This window comes from Pseudomonas sp. TREG-RG-20F-10-E-6-01 (assembly GCF_022662455.1).
Lineage (GTDB): Bacteria > Pseudomonadota > Gammaproteobacteria > Pseudomonadales > Pseudomonadaceae > Aquipseudomonas.
Genome location: NZ_JAKNQP010000021.1, coordinates 1 through 21,920 on the forward strand (window position 1 = coordinate 1; position 21,920 = coordinate 21,920).

Consider the following 21,920-nt stretch of genomic DNA (forward strand, 5'->3'; position numbering starts at 1 on the left):
TGAGGTTGTGAGGTTGTGAGGTTGTGAGGTTGTGAGGTTGTGAGGTTGTGAGGTTGTGAGGTTACGCCATCAAAACCTCATGACTGTGTCAAGTTAAAACTTCAAAAGTTAACGATCCGTCAGCTTATGAAGACAAAAGCATCATCCAGAATCACCGTAAATCCCGTAAACTCACGGCCATTCATCAAATTTGGTTGACACAAGCGTCACCTTGTATATGATTGGAAGTGAGCGCGAAACCAGTGGCCTTCAGCGGCAATGACTGGCGTAGGAACCCCGGCGATGGCTGAACATCGGCGTAGGGTGAGACCTCCACACCCCTGCTTGAGGGTGTGTATATGAATATCAAGCTTCAAATTCGAGGGCTACTGTCACCAGTAGCCCTTTTTCTTTGCGACTTCACAAAGTCGTGTAGCGCTTGTACAGCAGTTCGCCATGACGATGCCTGTTGAGCGATTTGGCGTCTGTGTGCATGAAATTCCAAAGCATCTGACCGTCCAAGAACACAACGCTTACTAACATCTGCCGCTTCGACTCATACGCTCCGATGAAAGCTAGACGGTCACTGCCGTCCGTAAAAGCAACTTTCCAGACCTCCAGCGGCCCTGTAAGAGTATCTAAAGCCAGTCTCACGTAGCGCTCTCGGGCATCCAATCGTTTTTCGACGATGTGATAAATGCTGCTGCGCAGAATCCTCACATCGCCCATGGGGGTCTCTACGGTAACGGACAAGATTGCAGGATCAATAAAGCCTAGGTGCAGAGCTGTCACCTCGATGGCGTCTTCATGATTGGTTGCCGCAGTGACTTCCTCAAGTGCGTGTGTACGCAACTCACGCTCCAAGGTGCGCAAGTCGGGAAGATTGCTATCAAACCAAGTGGGCTGGCCTTTTACTTCTGAAATCTTGGGAAGGGGAGTGTCCGTGCTCAAACGTCGTCGCTCTATCTTGTGCGTAATCAGGTGATCATTGTGCCATGTATAAAAAAAGACGTTTGCAACAGACCTAATCAGCCCACCTTAACCGGATCGGCCAGCACTGATCGATCTGGCCCTCTGCCGGCCGTCAACACACCGCCAATACTGATCAACCAGCTTTTGCGCTTATCGCGAACGTAGGGCGCTATCGGGTCACTTGACGACAAAAACCGCTCAAATACTCGCGGGCTTCATAAGGGGTGATAAAATAGGTTATCACCACTTTTCGTGAGCGCAACGTGTATGAACACTTTTGAGCCGATTTGCGAGTTCTTTTATAGACATCACGAAAAAATCCTGAATGAGACCGTGAAAGGCCTTCAGTTAGAACTGCGCCGCCAGATTCAGAGAACTGAACCCGGGCTGGCTATCTTCGTCGGGGCCGAATGCGTGGAAGAGATTTACATCTCCGGCGAACGGGTCGGGTATGTGGACTACAGCATCAACGCATTGCAGGACCTGCTGCACATCAACATGCTTAAAGTCTCGTCTGAGCATCGCCATCGTCAAATCGCGCTCTGCGTGCTGTGGCGATTATGGCTGACCTATCAAATGCCCATCGTACCCTTGCACTTTTACCCTTCAACCGATCCTTTTTGGCAACGGGTAAGGGCGCGCTTCGACGCCGCCGGTGCGCTTGACCTCAGTACGGTGCGTTACACGGATGAAGAACTCGCGAATTGGCGTGCGCAACAGCACAAAGACAACCATGGCCAACAGAAAATGATCCGTGAGCTGAAAGCGTCGCCCGAATGGCCGCAGATCCAGGCACGCTTCGAAACCTGGAGAGACCAATGAAATCATTGATCCAACAGGAAAATCCAGGCGATCGCCGGCTCACCTGCAGCCAATTTCAGCAGTTGGCCAGAGTGCCGGCGGCGGTCGAATGGTTCGCCAATATTGACAACCCCCGCACCCGCCGCGCCTATCAAAACGACCTGGAAGACTTCTGCAATTTTGTCGGCCTCACCGGCGCCGAGGAATTCCGCGCGGTCACCCGTGCGCACGTGCTGGCCTGGCGCGCCCAGCTGGAAACCCGGGACTTGGCCGGGGCTACCATCCGGCGCAAACTGGCGGCGCTGGCCAGCTTGTTTGATCACCTGCTGGAGAACAACGCCGTCGCCGGCGGCAATCCCGTGCACGGTGTCAAACGGCCCCGGGTCGAAACCAACGAAGGCAAGACGCCGGCACTCGGTGATGACCAGGCTAAATTGCTGCTGACGGCGCCGGATGGCTGGACGTTGAAGGGGATCCGCGACCGCGCCATTTTGGCGGTACTGCTCTACCACGGTCTTCGGCGTGAAGAAGCCGCACGGTTGATGACTGGCGATCTGCAGGACCGCCGTGGAATAAAACATCTGCAGGTGAGAGGGAAGGGCGGTAAGACGCGCTATTTGCCGCTGCACCCAGTCGCGGCCGAGCGCATTCATGAGTACCTGGAGCGCGATACTCAACGCGAACCTGGCAATAGCCCGCTGTTTCGCTCGATCCGCGGTCGGACCGCCGGCGAGGCCGTTACGGGTAACGGCATCTATAAGGTAGTGGCCCAATGGGCCCACGCGGCGGGCATTCAGGTTGACGGCCTGGGCGTGCACGGACTGCGTGCGACAGCCGCAACCAATGCTCTCGAGCATGATGCCGATATCGCCAAGGTCCAAGTCTGGCTGGGCCACGCCAATATCAGCACTACGCGGCTGTATGACCGACGTGGCCAGCGCCCGGAGGATTCGCCGACATACAAGGTCAGATATTGAATGGCACTCGAAATTCTTATTCAGACCTTGCGTTTAAATCTTCAGCAGCAGTTCACCCATTGAAGTCTATTAATTAAGACTACGCACGAGGCGAAATATGGCTGACGACGCAGCAAAAGCCCTGGCATATAGCCTGCCAGGCACACCCCAGTCGCAGCTAACCGCATGAGAATAATCATTCAGCCCACGCCGACAAGGCTCCCAGCGATGTCATGATCGACAGCCCAGCAGGGCCTCGCAGCCCCGTGCCTCTGACCATCAACGAAAGTAAACGACCTTGGAATGATTGAGGAGCGCGGTTTGCAGGAGGACACTCATACATCTGGTCCTCCATCCCCGCTCCACAGACGCTCCCATAAAACGCCATCCTTGCCAGGCACACTGCAGGCCCAGAGACGGTGACAAAGGCTTGAAACTTTTATGATACGAACAATCACAGCGAGCATCCTCATGCTGTCTTCTTCATTGGCTGCGGCGGTAAACACAGCGGCTCTCAGCCGCACTCAGAGCGTGGCAATCGACCGTTACGTCGCCGCTGAAATGGCCCGACAGGGTTTGCCAGGTCTGGCCGTAGGGATTTATAGAAACGGCAAGATAGTGCTCGCCAAGGGCTACGGCTTGGCGAACGTCGAACTGAACATGCCGATGAGTGCAGACAGCGTTCTGCAATCCGGCTCGGTGGGAAAGTCCTTCACTGCAACCGCCGTGATGATGCTAGTCGAACAGGGCAAAGTCGGTTTGGATGACAGTATTACCAAGTATTTTCCCGAGTCACCCGCCGGATGGATACCGATAACGATTGCCAACTTACTGTCGCATACCTCAGGGCTACCGGGTTATGAGACGCCGGAGTTGCAAAAACCTGGTGGTCCACTGGACATACGCCGCGACTTTACTGAGGCCGAGCTGGTAGCAACCCTAGCCAAGTTGCCCATAGATTTCAAAGCGGGCGATAACTGGGCTTAAGAAAACTCCAACTTTATGTTGCTCGGTATCTTGATTCATCGTGTCAGTGGCCAATCATATGGCGAGTTTCTTCAGCAGCATATTTTCACGCCGCTGGGCATGAGAGCGTCACGGGTAATCTCCGATTTAGATATCGTGCCAAATCGGGTGTCTGGGTATGAGAAAGACGAAGGTGTGCTAAAGAACCAGAAATGGGTGTCGCCGACATTCAATGCTACCGCGGACGGCACCTGTACTTCACTGTACGAGACTGCTGAGTGTCTGTTGCAACGCGTCACAGGCCAGGTAAACCTCCGGCCCGCTGTCCAACTGGCGATGTTTGAACGCGAGTTCAAAGGCTTGCCCCTTGTACGTCATGACCAGCTTTGAACCTGGGTGCAGCCCTCGGTATTCATGCGCGCCGGAAAGCCACCTGCGGGAACATCCACACCGACCTGGTCGGCAAACGCTTTGGCCGCAATATAACCAATCATCGCGAAAGCAACAGAAAACGCAAAAATTTCAGCAATACGATTTTGATTACGTTTCATGATTAATCCTTGGCCAGCCGTTCTTTTTCAATCTTGGCCAGGTCTTGTGCGAACGCATGATCTAGCAGGCTGGGTTTCTTCTTCCACGGTCTTGTTTCAGGTACCGGCTCTGCAGCATAAAGCGTTACTGCATCGGGGTTGGCCTGCAGATGCTGCTCAAACTGCTCCTGCAGCTGTTGTCGCAATTCTTCTTTAGTCATTCAAACGCTCTAGTTTTTATCAGGTCGGGTCAGGACTACATGGCGACCGCCATGCTATCCGCGGCCGGGGCTTTGAACCAATCGGCGTGCAGCCCTTTGGGAAGGATCACCACCATGCGATTTTCGTCGTGGGGCTTGTGGTAGTTACGCATGAACGAATGGTCATCGGCGTTGATCGTAAGAATGGTGAAGCTATGCAGGACCTCGCCAGTGCTCACACAGCCTCCCGATGCTATAAGCTCGCCATCCGCCCGAACAATCCGCGTCGCGATGGCTTTGCCCGATCGCCAGTCAGGCTCATAGTTCGCCTCTGCAGGAATGATGCAGTGTTTAGCGTTGCGCCAGGCGTTACCTAAAGGAGAGTCCTTACTCCAAAAAGGCATCAGGCCGAACGAGCCGGTCAGTAGGTCACCCGGTACCGGTGCGTGGGCATTGAGGTCGACCGGGTCCGCGCGATGGATAAATGGCCCAACTTAACCTAGCCACAGATCCAGCCTGCCCTGCTCGTAAAGGTCGACGCCGAATGCGTACGCGACCCGCTGCGCCGGCGGTGCTTAGAAGGACTGCACATACACAAACTTCCTCCGTATCCTGACGCCTCAGTTGGCGTTGACCGTCCACAACTGGTCAAGCCGGGTAGTGTAGTATAGCTAGGGCTCATCAATTCCCGACGCGTCGCCCAGTCCGGCGACGCCGGTACCGCGGCGGCACACAGCGTGCCGCGTCCCAGCGGTTTTTGATTTCGTCCAAGACGCTCATCACCTTGACCTTGTCGGGCGCCGCCGGCTGCGTATGCGCAAACAGTTCATCGGTAAATTCACCTGGTTGAAGCAGATCCATCAGCAGCACTTCGGCCTTGCTGTATCGGAACCCGGCGCCGGAACAGGCGCTCCAGCGCCTGGGTCGCGGCCTTGGTAATCAAACGCACGTCATTGGTGGGTACGGCAGCTCCACCAACACGCCGTCAGCGAAACGGCTTCGTCGGGGCTAAACATGCCGATTAAGCATAACGGCTACCTTTACGTTCCCACATCGACCCAGAAATGCCGGCTAGTAACTGCCCCGTGTCATTATTGAATTTAAAAATACAGTTTGGCTGAATTTTTTCGTAAATCTTATTGACAGCCGCCAAATAGAAAACACCAACGCCATCCTGATTCAGTTCGCGAAAAAACTGGCTCGTATTCTACGGGCTTGCAGTCATGTAAATGACTTCCTCGTCATACCCTCCATTTAAGCGGCCCTCTTAAAAAAAGGGCAGGTAGAGAGAACCACTATGCTGGCAAAATGCCTTTTTCGTAAAAGCTCAGCTGCGTAAATACATCTTGCTAAATAGTTGACAGGGTCATTTATTGAGTCGCTGACTGACTTGGGATACCTCACGACTACATCGCGGTGAAAACTGAAGTTAGGCTCGAGATCAAGCAGGATAGCATAGAGGGCATGTTGCTCAGCACGCAGTCTATCATCCGTAGCACTATTGCAGTCAATAAGATTCGAGCTAAAGCTAGTATGATATGGCATGTTAGTGCTAACAGTTTTCAAGTTAGCGAAAGTCCGAGTAGAGTGGCCCACAACACAATATACCACCGTAGCCCCTAAACTAATGCCGGTCGAAGCACTCATGTGTTTCAAAATTCATACGAATTGAGTGTATAAAGGTGTATGCAAACTTTTCAACGGGAGCGCGCGTCAACCTGCGCTCTTCCACTAACTTATGCTGTATGCAGAGACTAAAATCCGGTTATTTGTGCAGCTCTCAACCATCCTGTAAGCGTGCCCGCACTGGCGTATTGACGGATAATCGATTGGTAGCCGTCAAAGCGGTTATTGATTTCACTGATTTGATTACCATAATGATCGCTCTCGGCGGTCAACACATCCAGCAGAGATCGCCTACCCAAGTGGTACCATTGTTGATAAAACGCATCGCGAATCCGATCTGACTCGACAGACAGCTCTTTGTACAGCTGGGCTCGCTCAAGTTGAGTACGCGCATCGTTTTCTGCCGTTCGGATACGGAACTCCAGATCGCGTATTTGTTGTGCTGCTTCCTGACGACCAGCACTGGCACGGCTGAGGGCCGCACGTTCTGACGCACGCGTTGAGCCGCCACGAAAAGCCGCCCAAGACATATTCAGGCTTGTTTGCCAAGCTTGTTGACTGCCTAGCGCATCTTCTGCTGTATTTTTTCCTACTACCCAGTTTAATTGAGGAAGGGACGAAGCTCGAATAGCCTCCGCACGTAGGTCTGCCGCATCGGCTTCTGCATTCGCTTTACGCAACGCAGGATGACTGTGTGCGGCGTCGATCAGTTGATGCAGGTTGACGTTTTTGATGTTCCATTCAGAGCCACTAGGAATAGGAGTTTGCTTTTCCCCAACCAACTTGAGCAGCGTGATTTCGGCTTCGCGTGCTTTCGCTTTGGCGGCATCTGTAAGGGCTTGGGCCTGTAGAAGACGCGCCTTAGCCTGAGTAAGCTCGCTACTACGGCCTTTATCTACTGCCACTATGCCAGCGAGCATTTTGACTAGTTCGTTCATACGATCAGCAAATCTCTGGCTCCGCTCGCCAATTAGACGCTGCTTACCTAGCTCAATGAGTGTACTCACTACCTCAAAACTAGTTTCTTCGATTTGCGCTGCGAGACTGTCATCAGCGGCGTCGGATAGTCTTTCTCGACTGTTGATAGTTTTATCAATCCGTCCCCAATCGAATAAGATAGTGCTGATCGCAACGTTGATGCCCGCACCATCACGAGTATTTTTCGTCCCGCCACCAAATGCAATGCCTGAACTTTGCGTACCAATATCGATTTGTGGCCAGCGTTGACCCTTAGCTTCATCTACATCGGACCCGGCGGCATCTCGTTCGGCTTGGAAGCGGAGTACCTCGGGGCTTCGAGCCAGAGCAATCTCCACAGCGCGTAGAAAGATTAGACGTAGCTCATGCTCGCTTGGTCCTGTAATAGGAGTAACACCAGCGTGCGTCCTATGTGTTGAGAGGTTGAAGTATTCCAATGCTGAGACGCCGTTCTGGGGCTGCATTGGTTTATCGGAATGAGTCTCTTGCTGTATAGGCGTTGCTGGTTGTATTTGTTTGGCCTGCATTAGCTTCGCGTCATGCTGTGCGAGTGCACGCGTGTGGTATGTAAGGTTTTGCGCCAGCGCTTTAAAGGCGTCGCTCTGGCTATTGTGAGACGCTACGCGACTTTGATGTTGTGGTATGTCGGCATGGGCTTGACTCGTACTGAAGGCTGTTAGCATAGTTAGACAAGCAGTGAACAAAAAATGTGCACGAATAATTATGGGCTTCACACTCATCTCTCCCGGAACGCTTCTCGTGCCTTGAGCACTGGTTTAAGCAAGTACTCGAGAATGGTTTTTTGACCAGTGCGGATTTCTACAGAGGCAACCATGCCAGGGAGGATGGGTAACAACTTGTTTCCAGCAGTCAAGTTACTAGAATCCGTTAGGACCAGAACTCGATAGTATGTATCGTCAGCTCGACCGGCAGCAGCCTTCTGCTCATCTTTTAAAGTATCAGGACTAATATGCTCGACCGTACCTTTAAGCCCCCCATAAATACTGTAGTCATACGCTGTAATTTTCACGGTTGCCGGCAGCCCTGGCCTTAAGAAAGCAACATCTGATGGACGTATTTTACCTTCGACCAGCAACTGGTCCTCCAGTGGAACGATTTGCATGATTGCCTCACCAGGTTGTATGACTCCTCCTCGTGTATGGAAGGCGATGTTTTTTACAGTACCGCGAACAGGTGCAACAATTGTAGTACGGTGCCTCACATCAGCCCGCCCTATCAAGTTTTCACTTGTTTGTGACAGCTCCATCTCAAACTTTGCTAATTCGGCATTAGCCTCTGCCTGATAGCGATTTGTTCGCTCGATGATTTGAGTTTTAATATCATTGGCTTGACGACGCATACGCAGAAGCTCTACTTCTGACATAAGGCCCTTAGCGGCTAGCGGCTCGGCCAATCTGATCTCATTAGCAGACAGCGCATAGCCTCGCTCCAAGGCTGCGATACTGTCATTCAGGGCCTTTTTACGGGCATTGTAGGCTTGGACTTCTTGCTGCACCACGAGCGGATCAGTATCAGTCAAGTCGCCAAATATAAGGGGCTGTTGATAGGCCTCTGACCGCAAGCGAATGATGCTTGCTTTCAGGCCAACCACCTTGGACAGAGCTTCACGGTAGCTTGACTCAGCGCGGGTCGGGTCGAAGCGTAGTAGCATCTGGCCCTTTTCTACAATATCGCCTTCGCGAACGAGCATATCCATGAGAATGCCACCTTCTAGGCTTTGTATAATTTGCTCGCGGCTTCTAGAGATGATCTTAGCCTCGCCTAGAGTGATCTCTTCAACCTGTGCTAAATAGGCCCACACCAAGGCACCAATCAAGACAGCGCCTATGAGATGCAGCATCAATCGTGAACCGGGGGTTGTTTGCGTTAGCAACGATTCGCGGATGTCATGCATATAGGCCAAATCACTAGGATGCAATTCATTGCCGGATCTGGATGAAAGAAATCTTTTAATCGATTTAATCATGGTGTGCCCTGCTGGACAGATGGAGTAGCTAGAGGCACTGAGGAATTGGTCGTAGAATCTTTCTGTTGAGAGTTACTTTTGCGAGAGCGGAGACTCATATTGACTGCTGTACTAGGCGGGGTTTCAACGGAAGCTGTTGCTAACGGTTTAGCGGGATTTCCCTTTTTGGTAGGGCTCATGGAAGCAAGTATGACCTCCTTAGGTCCGTCAGCAATAATTTTCCCGTCCTCTACAACAATGACGCGGGACACCAAACTCAACACGGATGGGCGATGAGTGACTACCACTAAGGTCTGATCTTTGGTTGCCATGTGAAGATGTTGTAAAAATGCTGCTTCTGTCTGGGAATCCATGGCACTGGTTGGTTCATCTAAAAGCAATAACTGCGGTCTTACGAGCAAGCTACGGGCTAGCGATACCAGTTGGCGTTGTCCGCCCGATAGACCTTCTCCCATTTCACCGATAGGTAGATTTATACCCTTTGGATGACGAGCGGCGATTTGATCAAGCCCGGTCAGACGCAACACCCTTAGGAACTCCTCGGCCGTTGCTTCCGGTCTACCGATCATCACGTTTTCCCGCAATGAGCCATAGAAAAGGCGGGCCTCCTGCCCTACATACCCCATAGCTTTCCGCCAGTCTGCTGGATCAATTTGATTTATATCTATTCCCCCCGAGAAAATTTGTCCACTGACGGGAGAATACAAACGTGCCATAACTCGCAGCAAGGTGGACTTACCACTCCCGATTTTACCTAGGATCGCCACGCGCTCACCTGGTTCAATTGTAAGATGAATGCCTTGCAAAACCGGAGAGCACGGCTGGGTGGGAGGCGTAGGGTATGCGAAATTTACCCCCTTAAGGGTCAATTGGCCGCGCAAAACGGGGTTACTTAGGTATTGATTTCTGATGTCGCGGTCCACAGGCATGTCCATTAGCCTATTCAATGATGTTAAAGCTGCTTTTGCTGCCTGAAACCGCACTGCCAATCCAACCACCTGACTCAAGGGGGCTGTTGCGCGACCAGCCAACATAACCGTAGCGATCAGAGCCCCCATGCTCAGGTCACCTGCATCAATGATATAGACTCCTACTACTATCAAGGCGACTGTTTGGATTTGTTGAATAAACGCGACAGCTCCAGTCGCCAGGCTAGACAATGATCTGGACTTCATTGAAGTTGTGGATGATAACGCACTGAATCTTTCCCAACGTCTCTGCATATAGGCTTCACCGCCGACTGCTTTAAGCGTTTCCAATCCTTCAATGGATTCAATGATCACACCTTGCTTTAGGGAGGACTCGCGCAAGTTTTCTTGCATGGTGCGCGCCAACGGCCACTGTATAGCAACACTGATAACCAAAATTATGGGAATTAATAACATGGGAATCCAACCTAATGGACCTCCTATAAAAAATATGACGGCGATAAACATGAGTACAAACGGAAGGTCTGTCATTGTCGCTAATGTTGCAGAGGTGGCAAAGTCACGTACAGACTCAAACTCCCTCAATTGATTTGCAAACGCACCGGAGGAGGCGGGCTTGTATTCCATTTGGATTGCCAAAGCCTGACGGAATAACATCGTCCCTACTACTAGATCCGCTTTCTTTCCAGCAACGTCTAGCAGGTGGGCGCGCACGTAGCGGGCTATTGCCTCGAATGTAATAGCCACCGCCACACCGATGGCTAACGACCAGAGTGTGATAAACGCCTGGTTAGGAACCACGCGATCATAGACATTCATCGTAAAAAAAATACTGGCTAAAGCCAAGACGTTGATCAGAATTGCACCAACTGCAGCGCTACGGTAATAACGGCGATACCGCCATAAGGTACTGAATAGCCAGTGCCCATCTGGTCGTAAACTCTCCTCCCCCGCCTGAGTGTCGACCTTGGCTTTAAGTTTTGCCAAGATGGCGAAACCACTATATAGCTCATCGAATTCAAGCTGGGTAATCTCGACTGGTTCTTGGCTCAATTCCGGCAAAATGACTTGATATAGGCAGGTCCGTTTATCCTTGGCTTTTGGATCTACTCTTCGCCCTAGGAAAATACCACCCCCATGATCTTTGCGTAGCATGATCATAGGTACGAGCGGAAGAGGCAATAAGCAGGCTTGGCGCTCGACCAAACCCGCACTTAAGCCGGCATTGTTTAAGCACGCCAGCGCCAGAGAAGGTGACAATATCTCCGCTTTTGGTAGCCCCGCAGTCAGGGCTTGGTTTGAGCGCGTCACACCATAAAATGCGCATAGCCACGAAACACTTTCTAGTAGGGTATCTTGAATTTGGATTTGAGAAGCAAACATAGCTTCCTCCCGTATTTGCATGTTCATAAGTTTCTGGTCCACCGTCGCCTACCGTCGCCTACAGGGCCCTAAGAGTTATCAAGCTGCGATACAGCTGATAGCTGCCCAGCAGGTGTGCCTCATTAGAATGGTTAAAAATGGAGCGTCTAAATTTTTTAGAGCTATATTTAGAGAAAATCTCAACTAGATCAGTAGGTTACTTTGATTTAAAATAAATTTCGCGCTTAGCGCTATTTGATTATAGTTGAATTTTAAAAACTTATAAAACCTAATAGGTTTAGAGTCGTAATTTCTTGTATCGCTTTGCTTTTTTAAATTGTTAATTAAAAATTATGCGGATCATGAATGAGTCGCTCTTCAAATTGCGTGTGCGCCAAATGCTTATAATTAGATATAGAGGATGTGACAATAAAATAAAAATAGCTTAATCTAAACTGAGTAGTATTATTCTTCGCGAGCGCACTAAACTCACATAAAATTTTTTTCTTTTCATCGTAATCCTGGTTTTATTTAGCAGGCATACATAAACTTACTGCATGGTTAGTTGGTAAAATTCACGTATGCCCGGTTTTTGTGGGTCGAAATCGGTAAATTTTTAAATTTTGCTGGCTAAGCCGTAAATGCTCAACTTGGCAGAGTGAGAACTTACAGCTAAGACAGCAGACCTCTGCATTTTATAGCGCATTAAGTCATTTGTTTATCGCGCTTATTATCTTGAGGACGTTTTTGGTGGTGAGGTTTTTTGGCTATCACATTTTTGGACCTTGGATGCCCGCGATAAGAATCTCACTTTCCTCTGGGCGCCAGCAAGCTCATTTTCTGCAGCGACGCGGTTAATCAACTGAGGAGTGCCATTACCAACTTCATTTACGCGTAGAAAATAAGTCGACCCACCCTTAACGTCGAAACTAATTTTGTTATTTTTTTTACCAACGTAATAGGGAGCGTCTTTTATGTAGCTCTCAAGCGTATGCTTTCCAGGGGCGATACAAAAAGTAGTAAACTCCCCCGACCGAAGAGAATTATGAAACTCCCTATCAACATACAGGTGTGCAACTCCTACCGGGTCGACGCTGGTAGTTATTCGGTAGTACACAACCATAGCTTGCTGAGCTGATGGGTTTTCAACAGGAGTATAAAAGTCTGCACTTAACGTGGCTGACATAGCCTGCGGCAAACCGTATAGGAAAAAACCGAATATTGCGGTAGAAAGAATAATTTTGCCTTTCAACATTATATTACTCCGATTCCGATCACTTAACAGTGGCCGGATTATAAAAATTCTTAGACGCGACGAATTTAAATCCGCCGCGTTTTTTTGCTTGCTAAAATACTAAAAATCGAGAGCCTTAAACTAGATTGGTAGTAATTCCCTGCTGAGTCAGTAGTTCGGCATCCAGTGAAGAATGGCGATAAACATCATAAACAACGCCTCCGGTAGTAATCGTGCCTTGATTGGCCCAATTTCCTGCAGACGCACTATCTACTAAACCCTGTAAGTCCACCACATCCCCAGCGCTGCCCTTTATCATCATCTGGGTGGTCCCGTCATCCGAGAACAAATTCAATTCACCATTATTCAGTACATCATTCAAAGATAATTTCAGAGTGTTATTGCCCGTTCCTGTAAGATCAATAATCTCTAAAGAACTTATTTTTTCGCCTAATGCAGTCATATCAAGGACTTGGCTCTGACCAGTGAGGACTAAGGTGTCAATCCCTTTTTCTCCATGTATCTCAGTCTGACTTGCAGTCAATAAGCTGACGTCGCTGACTGAGAAAGTATTATTTTCATCAGAGCCGTAGAATGGCATTGCCTCCACGATTATTTGATTTGTTGCTTGAGGATAAATTGCGCCATTCGAGGAAATAACAAAATCATCGAATACCCCATTAAGCATGCGGCCAGTCGATGTGATTTGTATTGAAGTAAAGTACTCTCCAGCTGGAGCCGTAAACTTAACATAATCCGCATTTGCTGCACTGCTATAGTCTGGTTTTCCATTAGCGCCCACTGCTGCGTGCTTATTCGTGGTATCAAGAACTTGCTCTCCTACAATATTGCCAGAACTGTCAAAAAACTTATATGTAGTTATTTCTGTACGAGAGGGAACAGGTCCGGAGTAAATCTGACCACTGACAAATTTAACCTCAAATTCATTAGCTGACATGTGAAGGTCAATAGTTGAGTTAAAATTAGGAATTGTGAGCGAACCATCGGGACTATCACCACCAACAACTAAACCTTCAAATTTTGTCCCTTCTCCGCCTGCAAAGTTTAAAATAATGTCATGTAACGGTATACTTGAGTTATTCGTTATATTAAAAAGCCCGAATGCTTTTGTTTCTCCAAAGTTAATCTCATCAAAACCAGTTGAGAAATCTTCGACCCCACTGTATGTAATTTCCCTTAAGTCCGAGCTATTCCCTGCTGAGTCAACGACAAATGAAGTTATTGTGCCAGTAGAGCCGCTTGGTACATTGAAATTGACCAATCCACTGATAATGTCATTATTGGAGAGTGTGTGAGGGAGCTTAGTACCATTTACCACTAGGTATAGAGTGTCCCCTGACTGCGCATTGGTACCTGTAATATCGACGCTCACATTATCCCCACTTCGAATTACAGTGGTGGGCGCATTCGGGGCATCTGCGATAAAACGTACGATTTGAGTATCTGCAACACCCGCAAAGCCGGTCGCCGCATTCACTACTCTAGACTCTATGGTCCAGTCGGTACTATGCTCATTTTTGTCTACGAAACTCCAACTATTATCATGCACTAACGCGTCTAACCAGCTAGTTCCTGCATCTACTGACACCTGAACTTTCTCACCAGCAGCTATAGCTGCGGATAGGCTGCCTTGAATCAGTCGCCCAGCTGTACCATCATTGGTAACAAAGTCGTTGTCCAGATAGCCACTATCTTTGCCCATAGTGCTGATCACCGCTTTAGTAGTCAGAATTGAAGGAGTGGTGTCAATAGTAAATTCGAGAGCCGCGCTTAGATTACTCTTGTTCCCGGCAATATCTTCAACCACAGTCTGGAAACTGTGGCCCCCATCGTACAGTGGGTTACTTGGCGTGAAGCTCCAATTACCATTTGTATCTGCGGGAACTCGGCCAATCTCGTTGCTGTTATCATAGATGATAACAGTGCTGCCTGGTTCAGCTTTTCCTTTAAAGGTCGGTGTGGCGTCGTCGGTGGTGTCACCGTTGTTGATTTGGCCTGTTACTGCACCCACGTTATCCAGCAGTTGCTGTGGATTGGAAATGGCAGGCGCTACGGTGTCGACAATAATAGTGTACGGATCAGAAGGCTGGCTTACGTTCCCTGCAGCATCGGTGATGGTGATGGTGATTGCATGCGATCCATCATTGAGCGCTGGACTAGGCGTAAAAGTCCAATCACCGCCATTATCAACCACAGCGGAACCGATGACTTGTCCAGCATCTCGAATAGTGATGGTTTCGCCAGGCTGCTGTCCGCTCCCACTTAGGGTCGGTGTAGCGTCGTCGGTGGTACCGCCGTTGACGATGATGCCTTGGATAATCCCGACGTTGTCATTCACGTCGTTGATACCTGGTTGCGTACCTTGACCTGGAGTGTCGGGTGCTGTGGTATCAATGACCAGGGCAAAAGGGGAAGTTGCAGCGCTTTCGCCCGCTGCAGCCGTAACTACGGTTGCGGTAAAATTGTGCGCTCCTTCCGTCAAGGCTTGAACGGGCGTAAAGGTCCAGTTACCCAAAGCGTCCACGGGCGCCGAGCCAATTTGTGCGTTGTTATCGTAAATATTGACAGTGGCGCCAGGGACTGCTGTGCCATTCAGGGTTGGGGTGGTGTCGTCCGTGACGCCGCCATGTGCCAAGGGCCCCGTGAAGCTGCCTGCGTTATCAATCACATCATCAATGCTAATTACCACATTACTGGTGTCTACCACGAAGTTGATAGACGCACTCGACACACTTCGATTTCCCGCCGAGTCCTCAACCACGCTGGATAGGCTGTGAGCCCCATCCGGCAATGGGGTACTTGGCGTGAAGCTCCAGCTCCCATCAGCTGCGGACGAAACGCGACCGATTTCCAAGTTGTTGTCGTAGATAATGACTGTGCTGGCCGGTTCAGCTTTGCCTTCGAAGGTCGGTGTGGCGTCGTCGGTGGTATCGCCGCTACTGATCGGGCCTGTTACTGCACCCACGTTATCCAGCAGTTGCTGTGGATTGGAAATGGCAGGCGCTACGGTGTCGACAATAATAGTGTACGGATCAGAAGGCTGGCTTACGTTCCCGGCAGCATCGGTGATGGTGATGGTGATTGCATGCGATCCATCATTGAGCCCTGGACTAGGCGTATAACTCCAATTACCACCGTTATCAACTACAACAGAACCTATGACTTGTCCAGCATCTCGAATAGTGATGGTTTCGCCAGGCTGCTGTCCGCCCCCACTTAGGGTCGGTGTAGCGTCGTCGGTGGTACCGCCGTTGATGATGGTGCCTTGGATAAGCCCGACGTTATCATGCACGTCGTCGATACCTGGTTGCGTGCCTTGGCCTGGAGTTCCTGGGGCTGTGATGTCGATGATCAGATCAAAGCTGGTAGTTGTTGAGCTTTCGCCCCCAGCAGCCGTAACTACGGTAGCTGTGAAGCTATGCGCACCTTCCGTCAAAGCTTGAGCGGGCGTAAAGGTCCAGTTACCCAAAGCGTCCACGAGTGCCGAACCAATTTGTGCGTTGTTATCGTAAATATTGACAGTGGCGCCAGGGATTGCATTGCCATTCAGGGTTGGGCTGGTGTCGTCCGTGACGCCGCCATGTGCCAAGGGCCCCGTGATACTGCCGGCATCATCGATCACATTATCGATGCTGATTACTGCAATACCAGTGTCTACAAAGAAGCTGGTTGAAGCACTTGGCAGGCCCTGATTACCGGCTGGATCTTGAACTACGCTGTGGAAGCTGTGAGCTCCATCGGGCAATGGAGTACTCGGCGTGAAACTCCAGCGCCCATCTATACCAGCGAGAACTCGACCAATTTCCACGCTATTGTCGTAGATGATAACAGTGCTTTCTGGTTCTGCATTACCTTCGAAAGTAGGCATGGCATCGTCGGTGGTGTCGCCGCTTTGCACCGGGCCGGTTACTGAACCCACATCATCAGTAAGCAATTGGTTGGTCGCTGCAGCGGGTGCAGTTGTATCGATGATCAATGGGAAGCTACTGCCTCCAGAATATGCAGTGACCCCAGCATCTGGAGAAGTTACGGTGAGGTTATTTAGACCCTCGTGCAAATCGAATGGTACTGTGAAGCTCCACATGCCATCGACTGCGACCACGGTCGTACCTAGAAACGCGCCATTGGAGTAAAGCATCACAGTAGACCCTACTTCGCCATTACCGCTGACGGTTGGTCGTGTATCATCACTTGTATCGCCAGGCGACAGATTACCGGTAATAAGGCCGATATTATCGACTACTCCGGAAATTGTTGGAGCGGTATAAACTCTGCCCGTATTCACTTCAAGCTCGAACGCAGTAGAGGGCAGTCCGATATTTCCAGCAACATCCATTGCGGCTGCTGTAATGTTGTAGCTTCCGTCGGATATGGGAAAACGCGGGGTGAAGGTCCAGTTACCATCGGAACTTACTGGTGCGCGACCAATTTCTACGCCGTCGCTATAAATTATTATGGTGCTGCCCGCTTCCGCAGTGCCATGAAATTCGGGTTGGGAATCATCAGTAAAGGTTCCGCTCGTGATGGGACCAGTAATATTCCCTAAATTATCAATCACGCTAGAAATAGCAGCTTGGCCTGGTGCCTGAGTATCAACAATTATCTCAATCCCCCCAGATGGATTACTTTGATTACCCGCAGGATCTCTTTCTCGAATTACTATTTCGTGACTTCCCTCCCCCAAAGGCGTTGCTGGAGTGAACCTCCAAAGACCATCTACGCCCACAATGGCTTCGCCGACAACTTTGTTATCTATGAGAACTATGACAGTATTGCCGGGCGTGCCTTCGCCACTCAAGGTGGGCGTCGTATCGTCGGTAATGCTACCAGGGGTAAGATTGCCGGTGATATTTCCGACATCATCATAAATACTGTTAATGGAAGGTTTATCAACAAAAATCGGTTGCACCGGAGGTTTCGCAGCATTGCTCTCACTGCTATTACTGCTATTACTATTATTGCGGCCCAGCGCGTAAGCCCCACCCAACAGCGCCAAGCCTCCTACACCCAAGAGCATTGGCCAAAAAGCACCAATCGCAAAGTCTGTGTATAATCCATCACCGAATCCCTGCAACGGCTCGGCGCCCAGGACTTGAGATGACGTCTCGCCCTCCGCCAAGAACGCGGTCCCCTCGTCTGTCTCAGAAGAAATATAAGGGTAGTAAGCACCGTCTTCACCCACACCTACTAATTGGCCTTGAGCGTCAAAAAAACCTTCTATGATCAACTGTGGCTGATTTGGGTCCGTACCTTCTAATGCTATGTGGAGGCTCTTACCTACACGCTTGAGCGTGATATTCTCGGGCGCGACCCCGTGCTCACCTTCGGCCAATAGGTATTTGCCATTGGCAATAGCCTTTATACGGATCGGCTTTTCGGGCGTGCCGACTTGAAGCTCTGTAGCTTGGGTAATCTTTTTACCATCAATGATAGCAATATTAACTTGAGTTGTACTCACGGGGGCCTCTTTAAACTTAAGCGTGGGCTGATGTTATGTTGATGTTTTTTATAAGCTTTTATTGAGATAAGCTGTAAGTCGCTACTGGCTTGGCGAAATAGGGCGCCATGGTAAAATGAAATTGCTGAAAGCCTGTAATCAATTCGACGTATGGCATGGCCAATTTGTGTTTCAATTCTTTACGCGCGCCTTTTCCGTGAGATTTCTCTTACAAAATGTATTTTTCGTAACCTATCTTGAAATTTTTAAACTGAATTAAGCAAAAAATTAAAAAAAATATTTGAGCTTAAAATGCTCTTATTGACTCCTAAGTGCGGCCTGACGCCGGTGATGACTTCCGACTCTGACCGCGACTGTCATTCAAACAGGCACTCATTTGGAGTGGCCCAGCCAAATTTTTACTTTCGTAATATCCGCATCATGCTCCAGATCACTTTTCGCAGCCGCTGCCCTCAGCTCATGACGTCTAGGCCCTCTCCCTCGTTCCTAATACCAGCAACCTTCGCCCATTAACGATAGCGTAGCTCCCATTTATAAAAACGCCAGCGGCGGCCAGCCCCCCGCTCTATAAACGAGCGGAAAAGTGGGCCCTCGATACCGTTCCGCGCGCTATTTCTTTCCAATTAGGTATAAATGCGCTCAGCGGTAACTGGGAGCAACGGCAAGTACCGAATTTTTCCGCCTCCCTCTAACCTGCAAGTGTTTACTCCCGAGTCGGTCCTACAGGTCGCCATTCGTCAGCTGCGCGACTTATTAACAACGCAGCCCGTGCTGCATCAGCACGGTCAAATGGCACGCCGACGAATCTCTTTCGAAGTGCAACCGTGCGGCGCCGCCCGCAACAGCTTCGCCTGGTCGTCACCCAGTGCCGGCGTCTTGCCCTTGCTGGCTTCAACGGGGGCCGCTTGAAGCCGTGCACTGAGTTGCCGCCAGCAACGGCGTTGCTTTCCGGGAGGCGCTCAGACAGGCTGGACTACGCAACCTGTTTGCGCTGGATGGTGGTCACGGTCAGGACTAGCATTTCCAGCTGAATTCGCCAAGCGAGGACGTTGCCCCGGTTGCGCCTAGACCTCATCAGCGCCGATAAGCTCGGCAACACCGCAGAAGTCTTCCAAATCGTCCTGATAGGCATGCGGATGCATTGAGGAGATTATAGGTCTTTGCAGGGTTCAAAACGTGCCTGGATCTCAGGCCACTCCGGAGACGCTTTCAGCTCCCTTATCAGCCGTCCGTGTTCGGGCATCAGGTGCAGGAAGCGTTTATGTTCCTCCTTCATCTTCACGGACCCGGGTATATTAGCCTCGATTAAGGCGCCTTCGGCTGCAAAAAACGTTCGCGCGCGATCCCAGCACCTGTAGGATGACAGTATACTTATACAGTGGCACAATCGGCGCCTGATGCTTAAGCCATAGGTGCCACAGTACACCTAAGCCGATGCTTTGGCGGTGGTGCGTTGGCTCTATCTTAAGCATGTTAATGTACAGGCGATTAAGTAACAGGTTGATACCATAGTTCACATGCTCGACGCGCAGGCCATTGACCTCAATGTCGTCCAAATAGTCGATTCCCGGGAACACAGTGTTTCCCCTAGGCGATACATGACGGCGATTGACCAAGTGAACACGTGCTGCACTGCCATCATATTTTTTCTCCCCGCTATGGAAAACTCCGACACTCGTTCAAAACGCGGAATACACCTCCCCTCTTTAAAAGTAGCTTTAACGTATTTTTTTAGTCCATTTTATACCACTTATGAACTGAATATCACAATGGAGCTATTAGTCATCAAGTGTGTATGAATCGCCCCGGGACTCATAGACATCTCTTTGCCATAACACTAATATCCTGCACTACCACTAATGCATGTGGATATTCACAGGCAAACTGAACGCTCATAGCGATAACTAAATAGTGCGTGATTGCAAAAGTATTAGCTTTAAGCCTGCGCATGAATTTTTTGTGGGGGATTTAGTAGAACTAGACTGTAAAGAGAATGGAGTTTAGGCCGAGCATCTCTGTTACTTGCCAGTGCTGAGGCGCATCTTAAAGAAAACAAAACAAAAAAAACCAACAATTGGAGCAATTAGCCATTGCAAAAAAAAACATATTTATGGCTAGTATGGCGCACCAAAGAAAAATTACATAATGCACAAAAGCATCCTAAGTCAGATGGTTGCGGATTGCAAATTTTGATAGATCAACAATATTATTTGTGTTGATTTTTTCATAGATACGAAACTTATATGTACTAACGGTCTTATTGCTTATAAATAATAATGCACTAATCTCTTTATTGCTTTTTCCCATGGCCAAATACTTGAGTATTGTTAATTCTCGATTTGAAAGATTCTTGACTAGTTCGCCCTCCCTTGCTGAGATATCACACCTGTAAAGCCCACGCGTATCGCCTGGAAAATATGTGCGCCCTTGCAATGTCTCACTAACAGCTCTCTTTAATTCTTGTATTTCTTCATTCTTTAGTATAAAAGCCGAGACACCTGAGTCCTTACATCTGCGCAAGTAACTCTCATGGGAAAGGGAAGTAAAAATAATTACCTTAGTCTTTAAGTTATCTTTACGTAGTCTCTCCATTACTGTCAAACCGTCGAGCAGTGGTAACTCGAGCTCAAGTATTAAAAGGTCCGGGACATGCTCTCGTACTAAGTCGATAGCACTAGCCCCATCTCCAGTCTCTGCAATTATTTGTAAATTTTCTCGTTTTAAAATTCCTCTTACTGCCGCCCTGACGAGGGGATGATTGTCAACTATAAGTGCTGTATTCATTAAACCTCCAAGGCTCTTGGTAAGGAAGTGTTGCGCTTTGCCAAGTAAAATATGCTATAGTAATTATCAAGAAACCAATGGGCTTATGCAGGATTAGAAAGAGCCCATGCCCGTATATGGGTATGAGTCGGCTTTCGAGGCAAAGTAATTTTTTAGAAGTATTGAAGATCCATGTAGATGGGCAAGGATCCCTACTGCACCTATATTGCTTGCGAAATATTTGTGCTTGAATGGTGATTTCAAATTTTAGATTATTCCTTACACAATACGACCCTCATTTCATTCATAACCTCATTCATAATGAGAAAGCGTGAGCAGGCGAATGCATACGCATAAGATTGGCGGCAGCAGTTTGATTCATTGCGCACTCTGGATTCGGCAAGGTAGACTCTTTTCAATTCTACTTTTTTGCGTACCTCTGAAGTAGATCTACATCCAAGCTACTTAGCTTTAAGCGAAGTATAATTGAGCAATTGCTCAAAAAGCAATTACCGTTCATCTGCTTAATTACAATTTAGGACTCAGCCTATGACACGAATAGACCGTAGAAAAGAAATCCTCGATGCAGCTCTTCAGCTTTTTCAGAAAAAAGGACTTGCGCACGTTACCACCCGCGACTTAGCAGCTTCTGCCGGCCTATCTCGCAGCCACATCTATCACTACTTCAATGACTGGAAAGCGTTACGTTTGGAGGCTTTTGTCTATTTTGCAAGCCTGCATTTTGAAGCAGTATGCGCGCCTCTTAGAGACATGCAGCCGGTGGCTGCGCTCGTGGCTTTTGTGCAGGACTGCCTACCTACTAGTGCTCAGCCACGATGGGCGTTATGGCTCGACGCTTGGAGTGAAGCAATCTGCGATGAAGAATTGGCGCACGCTTATCTAGAAGCAAACACTCAGTGGCAAACTATCCTTGCGGGCATTATTAAGCGTGGCATTCTTATCAAGTGCTTTCGTAGTATATCGCCAGATAGAGCGGCGAGGCAGATTTTTTCCGTAACTATGGGCTATGCGAATGACTTGCTACTCAAACCGTCGCCCGAGTTGGCAAAAGTTGCTATAGAAGAGGTAATGGAGAATGCCTGTATGTTGTTAGGATTCTCTGAGTATAAAGTTCACATTTAACCATGCGCCATTATT

13 protein-coding genes and 2 pseudogenes are annotated in these 21,920 nt (G+C 49.3%); 4 read left to right on the plus strand and 11 right to left on the minus strand.

Going from position 1 to position 21,920, the window contains the following annotated elements; all coding sequences use genetic code 11:
• Window positions 1–399 precede the first annotated feature (399 nt).
• The gene (locus L8K08_RS29230; protein ID WP_242201816.1) at window positions 400–930 is read right to left on the minus strand and encodes a PBECR2 nuclease fold domain-containing protein; all 531 of its coding nucleotides are present in this window, start codon (window positions 928–930) and stop codon (window positions 400–402) included.
• Between the two features lie 288 nt (window positions 931–1,218).
• On the opposite strand from L8K08_RS29230, the gene L8K08_RS29235 reads away from it, so the two are divergent.
• The 3 genes and pseudogenes from L8K08_RS29235 (at window position 1,219) to L8K08_RS29245 (ending at window position 4,064) form a co-directional block, all read left to right on the plus strand.
• Window positions 1,219–1,773 carry an N-acetyltransferase gene (locus L8K08_RS29235; protein WP_242201818.1) on the plus strand — a complete coding sequence of 185 codons (555 nt, stop codon included), beginning with the start codon at window positions 1,219–1,221 and terminating at the stop codon, window positions 1,771–1,773.
• Window positions 1,770–2,729, plus strand: coding sequence for a tyrosine-type recombinase/integrase (locus L8K08_RS29240; protein WP_242201820.1), 960 nt, complete (start codon window positions 1,770–1,772; stop codon window positions 2,727–2,729). Before L8K08_RS29235 ends, L8K08_RS29240 begins: the two co-directional genes overlap by 4 nt.
• Before the next feature lie 540 nt (window positions 2,730–3,269).
• Window positions 3,270–4,064, plus strand: a pseudogene (locus L8K08_RS29245) (serine hydrolase domain-containing protein).
• Here the strand turns inward: L8K08_RS29245 and L8K08_RS29250 are convergent.
• The 10 genes and pseudogenes from L8K08_RS29250 to L8K08_RS29295 all read right to left on the minus strand — a co-directional run bounded on the left by L8K08_RS29250 (window position 4,049) and on the right by L8K08_RS29295 (window position 20,783).
• Window positions 4,049–4,225, minus strand: coding sequence for a hypothetical protein (locus tag L8K08_RS29250; RefSeq protein WP_242201823.1), 177 nt, complete (start codon window positions 4,223–4,225; stop codon window positions 4,049–4,051). The pseudogene L8K08_RS29245 and the gene L8K08_RS29250 overlap by 16 nt on opposite strands.
• Window positions 4,226–4,227: 2 nt before the next feature.
• Window positions 4,228–4,425, minus strand: coding sequence for a hypothetical protein (locus L8K08_RS29255; RefSeq protein ID WP_242201825.1), 198 nt, complete (start codon window positions 4,423–4,425; stop codon window positions 4,228–4,230).
• A 35-nt stretch (window positions 4,426–4,460) separates the two neighbouring features.
• Window positions 4,461–4,808 (minus strand): SOS response-associated peptidase family protein, encoded by a 348-nt coding sequence (locus tag L8K08_RS29260; protein WP_347341033.1) that lies wholly within the window; start codon window positions 4,806–4,808, stop codon window positions 4,461–4,463.
• Between the two features lie 216 nt (window positions 4,809–5,024).
• Window positions 5,025–5,403, minus strand: a pseudogene (locus L8K08_RS29265) (DUF4113 domain-containing protein); the annotation flags it as partial.
• A gap of 755 nt (window positions 5,404–6,158) precedes the next feature.
• Window positions 6,159–7,535: a TolC family protein gene (locus L8K08_RS29270; protein WP_242201828.1), complete on the minus strand. Its 1,377-nt coding sequence runs from the start codon at window positions 7,533–7,535 to the stop codon at window positions 6,159–6,161.
• A 209-nt stretch (window positions 7,536–7,744) separates the two neighbouring features.
• Entirely contained in the window at window positions 7,745–8,995 is a 1,251-nt protein-coding gene (locus L8K08_RS29275; protein ID WP_242201830.1) for an HlyD family type I secretion periplasmic adaptor subunit, read from the minus strand.
• On the minus strand, window positions 8,992–11,307 hold the full coding sequence (locus tag L8K08_RS29280) for a type I secretion system permease/ATPase (RefSeq protein WP_242201832.1): 2,316 nt from the start codon (window positions 11,305–11,307) through the stop codon (window positions 8,992–8,994). The genes L8K08_RS29275 and L8K08_RS29280 overlap by 4 nt, the downstream gene beginning before the upstream one ends.
• Before the next feature lie 709 nt (window positions 11,308–12,016).
• Entirely contained in the window at window positions 12,017–12,541 is a 525-nt protein-coding gene (locus L8K08_RS29285) for a DUF2846 domain-containing protein (protein ID WP_242201834.1), read from the minus strand.
• Window positions 12,542–12,656: 115 nt separating this feature from the next.
• Complete coding sequence (locus L8K08_RS29290) at window positions 12,657–17,999, minus strand: Ig-like domain-containing protein (RefSeq protein ID WP_242201836.1); 5,343 nt, start codon at window positions 17,997–17,999, stop codon at window positions 12,657–12,659.
• A gap of 2,160 nt (window positions 18,000–20,159) precedes the next feature.
• Window positions 20,160–20,783 carry a response regulator transcription factor gene (locus L8K08_RS29295; RefSeq protein ID WP_242201839.1) on the minus strand — a complete coding sequence of 208 codons (624 nt, stop codon included), beginning with the start codon at window positions 20,781–20,783 and terminating at the stop codon, window positions 20,160–20,162.
• 528 nt (window positions 20,784–21,311) lie between these two features.
• On the opposite strand from L8K08_RS29295, the gene L8K08_RS29300 reads away from it, so the two are divergent.
• Window positions 21,312–21,905: a TetR/AcrR family transcriptional regulator gene (locus L8K08_RS29300; RefSeq protein ID WP_242201841.1), complete on the plus strand. Its 594-nt coding sequence runs from the start codon at window positions 21,312–21,314 to the stop codon at window positions 21,903–21,905.
• Window positions 21,906–21,920 lie beyond the last annotated feature (15 nt).